This is a genomic window from Cellulomonas sp. URHD0024 (genome assembly GCF_000426185.1).
Taxonomy (GTDB): domain Bacteria; phylum Actinomycetota; class Actinomycetes; order Actinomycetales; family Cellulomonadaceae; genus Cellulomonas.
Map to the genome: position 1 here is coordinate 112,601 of NZ_AUEW01000013.1, position 13,128 is coordinate 125,728.

The following is a 13,128-nucleotide window of genomic DNA, read 5'->3' on the forward strand; positions in this document are numbered from 1 at the left end:
GTGAAACCGGAGAGCGGCGCAGTCGCCGTGAGCTTCACCGGCCCGAGACGGGTTCCGTCGAGGGTGTCGCGCCCGACGCCGGGTCCGCGGCGCCCCAGCCGACCCCGCCGGCCACGTCGGCGGCTCCGGTCTCCCGCCGTGCGATGCGCGAACAGGGCACCGACAGCTCGGCTGTCACTGGTGCCACCGACGCGGCGCGGTCCCGCCGATCCATCCGGGACACCGCGCTCGACCCCACGAGTGCCCGACCCGGCTCGCCGGCGGTCCCGACGACACGACCGGAGTCCTGGTCCGCGCCGTCCCCGTCCTCGGGCGGCTCCGTGCCGAGCCCGTCCCGGACGCCGGCGTCGACCCAGCAGGCTGCGTCGGCGACGGCCAGGCCCTCGTCGCCACCGGCGGCAGCGCCCGCACGCCCGCAGCCCGCCGCCCCGGCGCGGCCGCCGGCCCAGTCGCGGTCGGCGCAAGCGCAGCCGTCGGCTCCTGCACCGACCGCCCAGCAGTGGGGACAGCGCGGCGCCGAACCGGGACCAGCGTCCGCTCCGGCGCCGGGATCCGGCTCGGCCGCACCGGTCGCTCGCCCCACCCAGCCGTCCCCGGTTCCGACCCGCACCCCGGTCCAGGCCGCGGGCGCACAGCCGCCCGCGACCTCCGCGACCCGTCCAGGAACGACTCCGCCGTCGGCCCAGCCGGTCGGTGCTCAGCCGAACGTCCCTGCGCGGTCGAGCGTCCTGCCCGGTGCCGCGCAGCCGGCCCCGACAGCGCGTCCGGCGACGCCCCCCGGGTTCGGGCAGCAGCCGCCGCTCGCTGGGCAGTCGTCGCCCGCGTCGGGACTCGACGGTCCGGCGGCGGCACGCCGTGATGGGCCGAGCTGGATCGCCGCGACCCCGGCCGCCTCCGCAGCCTCCGCCCCGCCGGCCTCCGCCCAGGCGTGGGCGCCGGCTGGTGCGACCGAGGTGCAGGGCGCGCCGACGTGGCAGCCCAGTCCGGCGCAGTCCCGCTCGACCGCACCCGCCGGCGGCCGACCGAGCGAACCCCAGGCCTCCGCGCCCGCGCAGAGCTGGGCCCCGACACCGAGCGCCTCCGCGGACGTCGCTCCGGCACCGGTGGCCTGGGCCCCGACGGCCCCGGCCTCGGCGGGTGGCACCGTGCCGGCCCCGCGCGTGGGCACGGAAGGCTTCGCCGCCGGCCCGGTCGCCGCCTCGGCGCCGGCCCAGGCGACCGGCGCGCCTCACGACGAGGACGACGAGGACGACGAGGACCTCCGGCCCCGGCACCCGTACAGCTGGTTGCACTTCCTCGCGCTGATCCTGGTGGCGTTCGTGCTCGGCTTCCTCATCGTGCTCCTGTGGAGCCAGTCGGGTGGCCTCAGCGCCTCGGGTACCGGCCCGGCACCCGCATCGGCCTCGGCCGTGCCCATGTCACTCGGCCTCGTCGCCGATCCCGTCTGATCCCCCCAACCCGAGGAGACCCGTGGCTGCGACCGAACGTGCTATCGAGCTTGCCGTAGCGGCGGCTCGCGCCGCGTCCGACATCAAGGCCGAGGAGATCATCGCGCTCGACGTGAGCGAGCAGCTGGTGCTCACCGATGTCTTCCTCATCGCCTCCGGCACCAACGAGCGGCAGGTCGGCGCGATCGTCGACGCCGTCGAGGAGTCCCTGTTCAAGCTCGGTGCGAAGCCGATCCGGCGCGAGGGCAAGAGCGCGGGCCGCTGGGTGCTCGTCGACTTCGGTGACATCGTCGTCCACGTACAGCACGCCGAGGACCGGGTGTACTACGCGCTCGAGCGGCTGTGGAAGGACTGCCCGGTGATCGACCTGCCCGCCGACGCCCGGGGGACCGACGAGGGCGCCGACGCGTGACGGCTGGTCGTCTGCTCCTGGTACGGCACGGTCGCACCGCCTACAACTCGCAGGCGCGGCTGCAGGGCCAGGTCGACATCCCGCTCGACGAGGTGGGCCGCTGGCAGGCTCGTACGGCCGTGGCGCTGCTCCTCGCTCGGCACGAGCCGACCGTCGTCGTCACCTCCGACCTGACGCGCGCCCACGAGACGGCGAGGTTCGTCGCACGGGCGGCAGGGCTGGACCTCCTCGTCGACCCCCGGCTTCGCGAGCGCGGGTTCGGCGTCTGGGAAGGGCTGACCGGCGACGACCTGCGGCGCGACTGGGCCGACGAGTTCGCCGTCTGGCGGGCCGGCGGCCAGCCCGAGGGTGTCGGCGCCGAGACGCGCGCCGAGGTCGCTGCGCGGACGAGCGAAGGCATCAGGGAGCACGTGGCCGCGCTCGGTCGCGACGACACCCTGGTGGTCGTCTCGCACGGCTCGGCGATCAGCAGCGCGGTCGGCGCGCTGCTCGGGATGCCGGAGGACTGGCACGGATTCAGCGGCATGCACAACGCCCACTGGACCGAGCTGATCGCTACCCGGGGGGACATCGCCCCCGCCTGGAGGATGGTCGGCTACAACCTCGGTCCGACGGATGCGTCCTCCGACTGGAACGCCGGTCCGGACTCCGCGCACGACGCCGACTCCGAGACCCGCGACCCCGATTAGCGTTTGGGCGGCCGATCGTCGTAAACTCTCCCAGCGCCCGCAAGGGCGTGGTGGCCCGTCACGGCGGGCCGCGGGGCTGTGGCGCAGCTGGTAGCGCACCTGCATGGCATGCAGGGGGTCAGGGGTTCGAATCCCCTCAGCTCCACCGAAAGTGCTGGTCAGAGGCCACGCCGGGATCCTGAACATAGGAGCCTGACGTGGCCACTAGCCATTTAATAGACACTCATCGGTTGAGACTCGACCAGTGCGGGTCGAGTCTCGGGCCGCTTCGCGCGTGTTACGGCTCCCTGGGCACACCTGTGACCATGGAGACCAACGACGTGGTGTCGGCCATCGAGCCGGCGATGACTCTGCCCGAGCTCGCTGCGTACCTGTCGGTGAGCACCCAGGCGCTGTACGACCTGCGTTCGCAGGGGCGCGGCCCGCGAGGCTTTCGTGTCGGACGCCAGCTGCGCTTCCGGGACAGCGAGATCCAGGCGTGGCTGGCACGCATGGAGGTGGCCGACGGCGAGCGGCATCAAAGACCGGCCGGGCTGTGAGCCGCGGACGGCCGCGGACCGCGATCGGCACGTTCGGCGAGATCGCGCTCGTCGACCTGGGCAATCGGTACCGGGCGACGACACGCTACCGCGACCTGGACGGCCGGCTGCGCCGGGTGACGGCGGTTGCGAGCAGCCGGCGCGCCGCGACTGCCCGGCTCAAGGCGAAGCTCGTCGACCGCGCCGGCTACGGCAGCGGGGGACTGCTCAGCGTGTCCAGCCCGTTCGGCGACCTGTGCGACCTGTGGCTGGCGGATCTGGAGCTGCGGGACATCTCCGAGGGCACCAAGGACAACTATCGTGATGACCTGCGTCTGCACGTGCGGCCGGTGCTCGAGTCCTACGCCCTCGGCGAGATCACCACAGGACGCGTCGAGTGGCTTTTACGGCGCGAGGCTGCCATCTCGCACTCGCGGGCCAAGCACACGCGCACACTGCTCAACCAGATGTTCGCCTTCGCGCTGCGGCACGACGCCCTCGCGCGTAACCCGGTCCAGGGGACCTCCCCACTGATCAAGCCCAAACGGGAGATCGAGGCGATGACCCTGGAGCAGGTCCAAGCGATCCGTGCCGCCGCCGCAGCATGGCGCACCGGATCCGGCGTGCTCGGGCCGAAGCCGGACGGCCAGGTCCGTGACATCTGCGAGGTGCTGCTCGGCACGTCAATGCGCCCTGGGGAGGTCCTCGCTCTGCGGCCCTGCGACATCGACGACACCAGCCGAGGCATGATCGCTCACGTGCGGGGCACGGTCGTACGACGGCAGGGGATGCGGGACTTCCGCCAAGACCACGCCAAGACCGATGCCTCGCACCGCAGCATCGCCGTGCCGGAGTTCGCAGCCCGGGTACTGCGCCGCCGACTGGCACACGTTGCCTCCGAGCAGAGCGAAGTCACGATCTTCCACAACCGCAACGGCGGCGTCATCACCCTGCACAACCTTCGCCGCACGTTCCGCGAGTTCCTCACTGACGCCGGACTCACCGATTCGGGAATCACTCCCCGCTGGTATCGGCGCACGGGCGCAACCGTGCTTGCTCGCGGTCTCGGGATCGACGCGGCCGCGTCGTTTCTCGGGCACACCAGCACGGCGATCACCGAAGGGCACTACGTCGCGCCCGACCAGTCTGTCGACCTGTCGCCTGCTGCTGTGCTCGAAAGGACCCTGCGGCCGGTCGATCCGGACGGGTCGTTGCTTGTGGTGGGAAACAACGACGAGGAGCTCGATGCGCTTGACCGAATCGACAGAACCGAGGGCCCGGACGAGGCAGCTTGATGAGCGCCTGTGGCCCTGTTGGCTCGTGACTGGAATCGAACCAGTAACAGCCGGCAATCCTCGCAACTGGGTGTGGCCTGGCGTCAGCGGCGCGGGACGCTGCCAGAGCCGCTCAGAATGGCAACGGCAGGATTCGCACGCCGCGCTCGGGCGTGTCGCACACACTCGGCGATTCGGGTCGTCTTGTGGGAACGCGCGCGTAGCGTCCGGGTCATGGCGTCCTCAGAGCTCGACATCCTTGGAGACATTCTCGACGAGCTGTGCGCCGACGATGTTGGGTGGGTCGATTGGGAGGACGCAGGCTCTGACGACGACAAGGTGCTCGCGATGGTGTCCGCCGGACGAGCTCGGACACCGCGCGCAGTACACGATGCGGCCGGAGCTCGCAGTCGGACTGCTGATCGTGGTAGCTCGGAGTGTTCAGAGCACGCTGCGCAGGTTCGCCGCTCGCGACCCTGACGTGTTCCGGAGCTTCGACGTCGTGCACGAGCGGCCGATCGCCGTCATCCGGGACCGACGCCGTCCTGCGCGCGCACCGGTAGCTCGTCATGGCACTCACGTACCGAGGCGTCAGTTAGTGATATGACCAAACAGTCCCGTCGGTGTCCGTCAAATCTGCTGGCCGAACTAGCCACTTTCCCTCAGGGGAGACCACCGGAGTGCCATCCGATGTCCACAGCGTTGCACGCCGTCCATCTGATTCGCGCCAAGCGTGTGGGCCAGGATGCGCGGCCAGCCGCTGGCACTCCGCATCTGCGAGTCGGCCGCCTCGATAGGGAAACGGAATTTGGCACACCGCCTCGGTCGTCACGGCGTCACACTAGTGGCTGCCAAGGCGCTCGCCACCCCGCATCTGTGCAGGTCACTATGTAGCGGTCCCGACGCCTCCCAGGGTGAGTCGGGGACCGGTGCTTGCTCATGGCCCGATTCCCTTGGGGTATGGCGTCGGCGCGCGGCGCGATTCAAAGTCGTCCCCTCATACTTGGGCGCATGAAGCCGAGCAAGGTCCGCCGTCGCCTGAACGACTCGCTCACAGGACGGAGAATCGTGACGGCGGTTCGGGATTCGTTCGAGATCTCTCTGACCGACGGGTTCGTCATCGCGATGACGGAGGACTGGGTCGTCATGCACACCCTTGCTGACGGCGTCTATCTGGACGACATCGTGATGCTTCGGCTCGGGGACATCTCACGTGTCTGGTTCCGCGATGACGACGCCTACCACCATCGAGCTGTCGAAGCCCTCGACAAGAGCGTTGCGGTCTTCGATTGCGACGACAGCGTCGATGCCTGCGAGTTGCTCAAGGTAGCGTCTGCCACGGCCGAGATCTTCGCGGTCCGTTTGGAGATGCTCGACAGGGAACCGCTTGCCATCGGTCGTCTGACCAGGCTTCGGAAGAAGTCATTTGATCTGCACTACGTAGGCCGCGACGGCGTCTGGGCCAATCAGGTCGAACGATGGAAGTACCAGGACCTCACGCGGATCGAGCTGGGTGGGCGGTACCTGCAGGCGCTCAACAGTTTCTCCGATCCGCACCCGCTAGCCGAAGAGGGCTCATGACAGACGAGGGTGAGCGGGAACGATCACGCAGCACGGCTCATGTTGCCCCGTGGTGATCGTCAGAAGTGGTCGTTGGCTCTACGACGACACCGTCGAGAAGCCGGTCGACATCGTCGGGCTGCCCTACGACTTCTGGTTCGAGCTCGGTAAGGCCGATGAGCAGCTGGAGCCAGGCGAGACGCCCACCACACCCGGCGAGTGTGGCTTGCTGTTCTACGTGCGCGTCCGGCACGCCGGCGAGACCTCGACTCCCACGTGGCCCGACTCCGCCGGCTACGCAACGATCAACGAAGCAATGCACGCGGCGGAAGGACGCGCACCCACCGCGATCATCTGGAATGCGCCCGAGCCCGACACGGATGACCGGTTGAGAGACACGCCTTAATGAAGCGCGGTACGGCCGAGTGGCCGGGAGTATTCGACGACGGGCTCGTGTTGCCGGACAGTCGCCAACGTCGGGATTCGCGTGGCCGCCTGCCCGACGGAGCGGTACAGCGCAGCGGTGTTTCCTGTCGTAGCGGGTGGCGCGCTGACCCGGGCCGTTGGCGGTAGTCGAAGTTTCGCGGTGACGAGTGCTGGGTCGTCCGTGATCTGGTCACCAGTGAGGTCGGCCACCCGGACCTGCACAGCGCCGGATGCCGCCATCGCGGCGAATGTTGTGGCGTTCCATTCGGCGACCCGCGCCATGCTGTGCACGGCTCCGTTGACGAGCGCGGCGTAGCGGCGGGTGATGGCGTCGTTGAAGCCAGTCAGGCGCAGCGGTTGGTGCAAGGGGATCAGATCGTTGAGCAGCTGGCGGACCTCCGTGATGTCTTCGCGGATCGCGGGGTCCGGCACAGCGGGTGTCAGATATTGCTGCAGGTCTGCGCAGACGCGTTGCCAGGCTCGTCCGCCCGTCAGGATCCAGTTGGTCGCGCCCACCTCGTTCGACCGGTCGTCGGCCTGATGTTCGGTGGATCTCGCATTGACGCCGGTCCGGACGGCCAGGTCGAGCCCGTGCAGCACTGCGGCGTGGGCGTGTACGGCGACGCCGAGGCCGGCGAGGTCCCGCAGGGTCCCCATGGCGTGCTCGGGTGTCGCGGCCAGGGCCCAGGCTGCGTGCCGCAACCGGCCGAGGCGGTCCGCCAACTCGTCGATCGGGTTCCCGACGCGCACGGTGTGGTCGTTGAGCGGGATGTCCCACAGACCGTGTCCCGGAGTCGTCGACTCGGCTAGGTGGTGCAGGTGCCGGGCGCGTCGTATGGGTTCTTGGATGCCTGGGAGCCACTGCTGCAGGTCCGCCCAGGGGACGCCGGCTTGGATCGCGCGTAGTCCCAGTGGCTGTTGCGTGGCGAGCTGGACTTCAGTCAGTTGCGCGACCGTTCCGAGCGCGGAGCGTCGGCGGGCGTCGTCGAGGACGATCCGGGCGTATTCGCTGAGCGGGGTGAGGTGTGGTCCGTGGTGGGTGGCGAGCAGGTCGCCCGCCGCTCCGAGCCGCCGGCTCGCGTCGAGCCAGGGATGAGTGAAGTCGAAGTCAGGGTAGGGGTTTTCGACTCGCCGTGGGTTGATGGCCTGGATGGAGGCGAAGAGTCCGACGGCGGAGCGGTCGATGTCGCCGTCGGTGTCGGCCTGATGGACCAGGAGGTGGGTGCGTACGTGCTGGGGGTCGACGAGCGCCCATGTATGTGCCCGAAGGGCGTCCAGCGTGTCGTAGTAGGCGCCGATGACGTTGCGGGCGTGGTCTGGGGAGGTGAACCCGTAGCGCAGGAACTGGAGAAACCCGCTGCGCAGGTCGGCAGCTGCTTGGCCGACGAGGTCGCCATATGTCGTCACGGCAAGTCGCCGAGGATGCTGGTTCGTGCGGTGAAGACCTTGCCTGCGACACGGGCGAGGCAGGCGGTCTCCGCGGGCGCGGTGCCGGCGTCGATGAGCGCGTAGGTGCGTTCGAGGATCGCGTCGGCGAGGCGTCCGACAACGTGTCGGGCGTCCACCGGTTCGTCGCTGCGGTGCAGCGGGCCCAGGTCGATGGCGATGGCGCCGGTGGCGAGGTGTTCGTAGAGCCACTCAAGCTCGTCTCGTGCCTCCCGAAGGTCGAGAGAAGCGGACATGACGTCGACCCCCGCGGCCAGAGACAGGCCGAGGCTGAGCCGCATGGCGGCGTGGCTGGCGGTGTAGAGCAGAGACCACAGTCCGTGCCAGTCCGGCTCGGCGAACTCGATCAGGACGCCCGCTGGTGTTTCCCACGTGGTGCTCACTGTGATGCCTCCGTCGTGATGGCCGTTCGAAGCACGGTGCTCGGTCTGATCCGTCCTGGTGATCGATTCCTGGGATCTGTGGATGACCGACCGCCATGCCATTAGGTGTGCCCGCAGACCTGTAAGACGCAAGGTCGTCGAGCGAGGGGCGAAGAGAGCCATGACACCTCTGGCACCACCCGATCGATCACAGGCCTGCGGATCGCGTGTTACGGGGTTCCGGGCACACCTGTGGGCATGACAACGAGCGTGTTGGCGTCGACCCGATCCGTGCCGCGATGGTGATGACGTTGCACCGGCTGACGGCCGGGGCGGGCTATCAGTACCTGCTGAAGCACACGGCGACCGGGGACTGTGATCGGTCCGGCGGCGCGTCCTTGACCGCCTACTACACGCAGTCCGGGAACCCGCCGGGCCGCTGGCTTGGGGCCGGGCTGACTGGGATCGGGGGCGTGGAGGCCGTCGGGCTCGAGGTCGGCGCCTTGGTCGAGGAGACGCCGATGGCGCGACTGTTCGGACAGGGCTGTGACCCGCTGACCGGTGCGCCGCTGGGGCACTCCTACCGGGTGGGCGAACCGGTGGCGAAGCGGGTCGAGGCGCAGGTTCGGGCTTTGCCGGCGCTGATGGTTCCGGACGCGCGCCGGGCGGCGATCGCGGCGATCACCCGCGTTGAGCTCTCCCGGAGCGCACCGAAGGCGATCGCGGGGTTCGATCTGACGTTCACGCCCCCGAAGTCGGTCTCGACGTTGTGGGCGGTCGCCGACGACCACACCCAGGCGGTCATCCTGGAAGCGCATCGGGCCGCGGTCGAACAGGCGTTGGCGTTCTTGCAGGATCGTGCGCTCTTCACCCGGACCGGGCACGCGGGATGCCGCCAGGAGCTGACCCAGGGCGCGGTCGCGGTCGGGTTCGACCACTGGGACTCCCGGGCCGGAGACCCGAACCTGCACACCCATGTAGTTGTAGCGAACAAGGTCCAGGGCCCGGACGGGACATGGCGGTCTCTGGATTCGCGTGCCCTGCATCACGCGACGGTGACGATCTCTGAGGTGTACGACGCTCTGATGGCCGACGAGCTGGCTCGCCGGCTGCCCGTGCGGTGGGGGTGGCGGCATCGCGGGCCACGGCGCAGCCCGCGTCTAGAGGTCAAGGGGGTCGGTGATGGGTTGATGGGGGAGTTCTCGACGCGGTCCACACGCATCGATGAGGCAATGACGGACCAGGTCGCGAAGTTCGCTGCGACTCATGGCCGCACACCGAACCGGATCGAGATCACCCGGCTGCGCCAGCAGGTCACCCGTGCGACGCGTCCGCGAAAGCACGTGCGGCCGCTGGTCGAACTGCTGGCTGCGTGGCGCAAGCGTGCAGCCGAGTTGACCGGCCGCACCCCAGAACAACTCACGGACCAGGCGGTCGGGCGGAGCCGAACTGTTTCGCGGCGCGCCGTTGACGTCGCTGGTGAGGAGATCCGTGCCCTGGCGGAGACTGTTCTGGGGGACGTGATGGAGCGGCGCTCGACGTGGACCCGGTGGAACGTATTGGCCGAGGCAGCACGGCTCACCCGCGGAATCGCGATGGCCAGCCCGCCGGACCGTCTCGCGCTGCTCGATGCCGTCGCGGATGCGGCGCTCAGCGGCGCGGTCTCGATCGCCGCACCGCAGCTCTTCGTGCCCGGACCGGGGTATCAGCGTCCGGACGGGACGTCGGTGTTCGATCGTCCAGACGAGGAGCGGTTCACCGATCAGCGCATCCTGGCCGCAGAAGCTCGGCTCCTGAGCGCGGCAGCCCGCGAGGATGGGCCCGCGACATCAGCCGCGGCGCTCGTAGTAGCAGCCGCCGACCAGAGGATGCGCCTGGCAGCCGATCAAGTCGAGGTTGTGCGGCGGGTTGCGATGTCCGGACGGCGCCTGGAAATCCTGGTCGGTCCGGCAGGGTCAGGCAAGACAACGACGTTGCGTGGGGTGCGTCGCGCCTGGGAGCACACCTACGGGCGTGGTTCGGCGGTCGGTCTGGCGCCGTCCAGCTCGGCGGCCGCCGAGCTAGCCAAGGCGCTGAACGTCGCATGTGAGAACACCGCCAAGTGGATTCATGAGTCCGTCGGACAGGGCGCCCAGCGCCGTGCCGCGGTCACCGCAAGGCTCAATGTGGCGCGCGATGCCGCCGGCAAGGCCGCTGACCGGCGGGCAGTCCGGATCATCGAGACCGCGCTGGCCGGGCAGGCCCACGAAGCGACCCGGTGGTCACTTCGACCCGGGCAGCTGGTCATCGTCGACGAAGCCTCCCTGGCCGGGACCTTCACGTTAGACACAATCGTCACCCAGGCCGACGTAGCGGGCGCCAAAGTGCTGCTCGTCGGCGACCACGCCCAGCTGTCCGCGGTTGACGCCGGAGGCGCGTTCGCGCTGCTCGCACACCGGACAAGCCCCGCCCGGTTGACATCGCTGTGGCGGTTCAGCCAACCGTGGGAAGCCGCCGCCAGCCTCGGCCTGCGCGACGGCAACCCGAGCGTGCTGGAGGACTACGTCGAGCACGACCGTGTGCACTCCGGGGCGGCCGAGGCGATGCTCGAGGACGCCTACACCGCCTGGGCGAACGACCTCGATGCCGGAAGCGATGCGATCTTGCTCGCCCCCGACGCCCGCACCGTCGCCGCTCTGAACGCCCGGGCACACCGCGACCGAGTCGCCGACGGACTCGTCGCCCCCACCGGCGTCCCGACGGCCTCTGGGGAACTGGTCGGCGTCGGGGACCGCATCGTCACCCGCCGCAACGATCGGACCCTGCGCCCATTGGCGTGCGGCCCCCACGCCTACGTGCGCAACGGAGACCTATGGATCGTGACCGATACCCAGCCGGACGGGTCCGTAACGGCGTCGCGGACCCGGTCCGCGGCTGGCACTGACTCGGCGACGGTCCTGCTGCCCGCCGGGTACGTCCAACACGACGTTGAGCTCGGCTACGCCATTACCACCCACCGCGCACAAGGCATCACCGTCGATCGCGCGCACGTGCTCGCCCACCCCGGCATGGCCCGAGAAAACCTCTACGTCGCGATATCCCGTGGCCGACACGCCAACCACATCTACGTCGCGCTAGACGCCGTCGACCCCGACTGTGACGATCTGCCCGACGTCCCGACGAACACCACAGGCCGCGAGGTCCTGGCCACGATCATCACCAGCCCAGGAGCCGAACAGTCCGCGACCGCGCAGATCGTCACCGCGCAAGAGGCCGCAGGATCGGTGCATCGCCTCGAACCCATCCGCCGCACCCTCCTCGCGGAGGCATCCCGCAACCGGTGGACCCTCGCACTGCAGCACTGCGGCTTGAGCCAAACGGAGATGCACACGCTGGCCACCTCACCGGACGCCGTTCGCCTGTTCGCCACACTCGACAAGATCGCCACGGTGACCACCGACCCGGTCACCGTGCTTCGAGAGTCCGTTGCGGTGACAGCCAACGACGCATCAACGGTGGCGTCCCTCGCTGGCGCAGCGAACGCGTGGCTGCGGTCCCGCGTGGAGAACCCGCATGACGTCCCAGCCACCAGCACCGGCGCCGGCCTCGGCGACGACGGCCTCGCAATGCTCGAGTCGATCCAGGAATTGATCGAGCAACGCACCACCGCTCTCACAGACGCGGTTCTCGATCACCGTCCCGCGTGGCTGGAACGGCTCGGGCCTGAGCCGCGCGATCCCGGCGCCCGCGCGGCATGGCTCGCGGAAATCACCACCACCGTCGCCCATCTCGACCAGCAGCGCCCGACCCAACCGATCGATGTGCATCGAGCACCCACACGATCCCCTGAGGCGGTGAGGACCCGGTGACCCGGATCCGACGCAACCCCCGAGCGGTCCAGTGGGCGTTCTTTCCCGCTCGGCAACTGCAGGCACCGATAGGGCCACCCACACCGATCGTCTGGTCGGCGTTCAGCGACCAAGAGCAGGAGAACCTCCTCGAAGACCTGGAACTGTGGGTCGACTGGCTCGTCGAGCGGTACCGCCTCGACCACCGCGTCGTACCGCCGTGCTGGATGCGGCACGGCGAACTCGTCGAAGAACTCTCCGCCCTGCACCTTGCCTGGCAAAGCGCGTTCGCATCTAGTGCCACGGCCGATTCACCCTTGAACTGGCATGAGCACTTCGCCGTCTCCCGACAGCGCGTCGCCGACTGGGTCTCGAGAACCGGGTGCCGGCCCGACGCCCACCGGGAACCGCATGTGCACGGCGGAGCTCTCAGAGGGGCCAGTGGGGAGGAGCGGGCGGACGAGTGAGGGCCCGAGCGCGGTCGCCCAGCCCGGTGCCGACGACGGCTGAAACACACCGCTGAGCTTCGCTTGAGAGCGAACGCAGTGCGAGAGCCTTGGAAAGTGATGCCCGCGGACCGCAAAGAAACGATCCGTTCACCTGCACCGGGTTAGGTGGATCGCGATCACGCCATCGCTAGCAAGCTTCGCGTTCCCGCTTCTGCCCGGCCATCGCTGCCTGCGCACTACTCGACGGCCGCGCTCGACGCGCACCTCGGACGGTTCGGGACTACCTCGACTCTCGCTTCTTCGTGCTTCGCAATCAGCCCTTTCCCGATCAGCCCCCGAACACGCTCCTCGCGACCGCAACGGCGTGGGTAGCCGATTCGATGGAGCACGGTCGGAGTACTAGTCGCGCGTCACCACCGACTCAGCCCTTGCCCGAAAGGGTGGATCGGGCTGGCGATCGGGGGTTCTTCCGCCAGGAGGTCAAGGTCACCTTCGCCCGCCGCCGATGATCGTCGCGCTGCCTGTTGCGTGATGGGTCAAGTTTTCTTCGGCGTTTTGGTGAGGGTTGTCTGTGCTCCGGTTCTTGAGTGTGCCCGTTTCTCGTGTGGTGGCGGCGGTCGTGGCGATCACCTTGATGTCGCTGGGTGTCTCGGTGCCCGCCACGGCGGCGGACGAGCCGGGGGCGTGGAGCGGGACCGTGTCGTTGTCGACGTCCGC

At 69.2% G+C, this 13,128-nt stretch carries 14 protein-coding genes and 1 tRNA gene; 10 read left to right on the plus strand and 5 right to left on the minus strand.

The genetic code is table 11. The features are described from left to right. Positions 1 to 34: 34 nt before the first annotated feature. Together I847_RS0114550 and I847_RS0114555 are read right to left on the minus strand one after the other, a co-directional pair. A complete protein-coding gene (locus I847_RS0114550) occupies positions 35 to 583 on the minus strand; it encodes a hypothetical protein (RefSeq protein ID WP_155856159.1) in 549 nt (182 codons plus the stop codon). A gap of 114 nt (positions 584 to 697) precedes the next feature. Beyond that, positions 698 to 1,168: a hypothetical protein gene (locus I847_RS0114555; protein ID WP_155856160.1), complete on the minus strand. Its 471-nt coding sequence runs from the start codon at positions 1,166 to 1,168 to the stop codon at positions 698 to 700. Here I847_RS0114555 and I847_RS0114560 point away from each other — a divergent pair. The 8 genes from I847_RS0114560 to I847_RS0114605 all read left to right on the plus strand — a co-directional run bounded on the left by I847_RS0114560 (position 1,161) and on the right by I847_RS0114605 (position 6,307). Beyond that, positions 1,161 to 1,448 (plus strand): hypothetical protein, encoded by a 288-nt coding sequence (locus tag I847_RS0114560; RefSeq protein WP_155856161.1) that lies wholly within the window; start codon positions 1,161 to 1,163, stop codon positions 1,446 to 1,448. The two genes, I847_RS0114555 and I847_RS0114560, sit on opposite strands and share 8 nt — an antisense overlap. A 22-nt stretch (positions 1,449 to 1,470) precedes the next feature. Beyond that, the gene (gene rsfS / locus I847_RS0114565; protein WP_028050287.1) at positions 1,471 to 1,860 is read left to right on the plus strand and encodes a ribosome silencing factor; all 390 of its coding nucleotides are present in this window, start codon (positions 1,471 to 1,473) and stop codon (positions 1,858 to 1,860) included. Beyond that, positions 1,857 to 2,549: a histidine phosphatase family protein gene (locus tag I847_RS0114570; RefSeq protein WP_028050288.1), complete on the plus strand. Its 693-nt coding sequence runs from the start codon at positions 1,857 to 1,859 to the stop codon at positions 2,547 to 2,549. Before rsfS ends, I847_RS0114570 begins: the two co-directional genes overlap by 4 nt. Positions 2,550 to 2,621: 72 nt before the next feature. After that, a tRNA-Ala gene (locus tag I847_RS0114575) sits at positions 2,622 to 2,694 on the plus strand. Between the two features lie 160 nt (positions 2,695 to 2,854). Then, complete coding sequence (locus tag I847_RS23875; protein WP_081680970.1) at positions 2,855 to 3,088, plus strand: AlpA family transcriptional regulator; 234 nt, start codon at positions 2,855 to 2,857, stop codon at positions 3,086 to 3,088. Between the two features lie 116 nt (positions 3,089 to 3,204). Further along, positions 3,205 to 4,362: a tyrosine recombinase XerC gene (gene xerC / locus I847_RS23880; RefSeq protein WP_196804572.1), complete on the plus strand. Its 1,158-nt coding sequence runs from the start codon at positions 3,205 to 3,207 to the stop codon at positions 4,360 to 4,362. A gap of 990 nt (positions 4,363 to 5,352) precedes the next feature. Next, complete coding sequence (locus I847_RS0114600; protein WP_028050289.1) at positions 5,353 to 5,922, plus strand: hypothetical protein; 570 nt, start codon at positions 5,353 to 5,355, stop codon at positions 5,920 to 5,922. 49 nt (positions 5,923 to 5,971) lie between these two features. Then, positions 5,972 to 6,307, plus strand: a complete 336-nt coding sequence (locus I847_RS0114605; RefSeq protein ID WP_028050290.1) for a hypothetical protein — start codon at positions 5,972 to 5,974, stop codon at positions 6,305 to 6,307. Here I847_RS0114605 and I847_RS0114610 read toward each other — a convergent pair. Then, a complete protein-coding gene (locus I847_RS0114610; protein ID WP_028050291.1) occupies positions 6,304 to 7,734 on the minus strand; it encodes a hypothetical protein in 1,431 nt (476 codons plus the stop codon). The two genes, I847_RS0114605 and I847_RS0114610, sit on opposite strands and share 4 nt — an antisense overlap. After that, on the minus strand, positions 7,731 to 8,318 hold the full coding sequence (locus I847_RS0114615; protein ID WP_231384236.1) for a hypothetical protein: 588 nt from the start codon (positions 8,316 to 8,318) through the stop codon (positions 7,731 to 7,733). Before I847_RS0114615 ends, I847_RS0114610 begins: the two co-directional genes overlap by 4 nt. A 116-nt stretch (positions 8,319 to 8,434) precedes the next feature. Here I847_RS0114615 and mobF point away from each other — a divergent pair, with 116 nt between their 5' ends. Both mobF and I847_RS23890 read left to right on the plus strand, forming a co-directional pair. Next, positions 8,435 to 11,983 carry a MobF family relaxase gene (gene mobF, locus I847_RS23885; RefSeq protein ID WP_051274926.1) on the plus strand — a complete coding sequence of 1,183 codons (3,549 nt, stop codon included), beginning with the start codon at positions 8,435 to 8,437 and terminating at the stop codon, positions 11,981 to 11,983. Continuing rightward, complete coding sequence (locus tag I847_RS23890; RefSeq protein WP_051274927.1) at positions 11,980 to 12,429, plus strand: hypothetical protein; 450 nt, start codon at positions 11,980 to 11,982, stop codon at positions 12,427 to 12,429. Before mobF ends, I847_RS23890 begins: the two co-directional genes overlap by 4 nt. A gap of 468 nt (positions 12,430 to 12,897) precedes the next feature. On the opposite strand, the gene I847_RS27165 is transcribed toward I847_RS23890, so the two are convergent. Next, a partial coding sequence (locus I847_RS27165; RefSeq protein WP_196804573.1) for a hypothetical protein occupies positions 12,898 to 13,128 on the minus strand: 231 nt, incomplete at its 5' end.

Coding starts and splice junctions, on each gene's coding strand:
- I847_RS23875 (WP_081680970.1), top strand. CDS start 2,855: ATGGAGACCAACGACGTGGTGTCGGCCATCGAGCCGGCGATGACTCTG.
- I847_RS0114600 (WP_028050289.1), top strand. CDS start 5,353: ATGAAGCCGAGCAAGGTCCGCCGTCGCCTGAACGACTCGCTCACAGGA.
- I847_RS0114615 (WP_231384236.1), bottom strand. CDS start 8,318: ATGGCTCTCTTCGCCCCTCGCTCGACGACCTTGCGTCTTACAGGTCTG.
- mobF (WP_051274926.1), top strand. CDS start 8,435: ATGGTGATGACGTTGCACCGGCTGACGGCCGGGGCGGGCTATCAGTAC.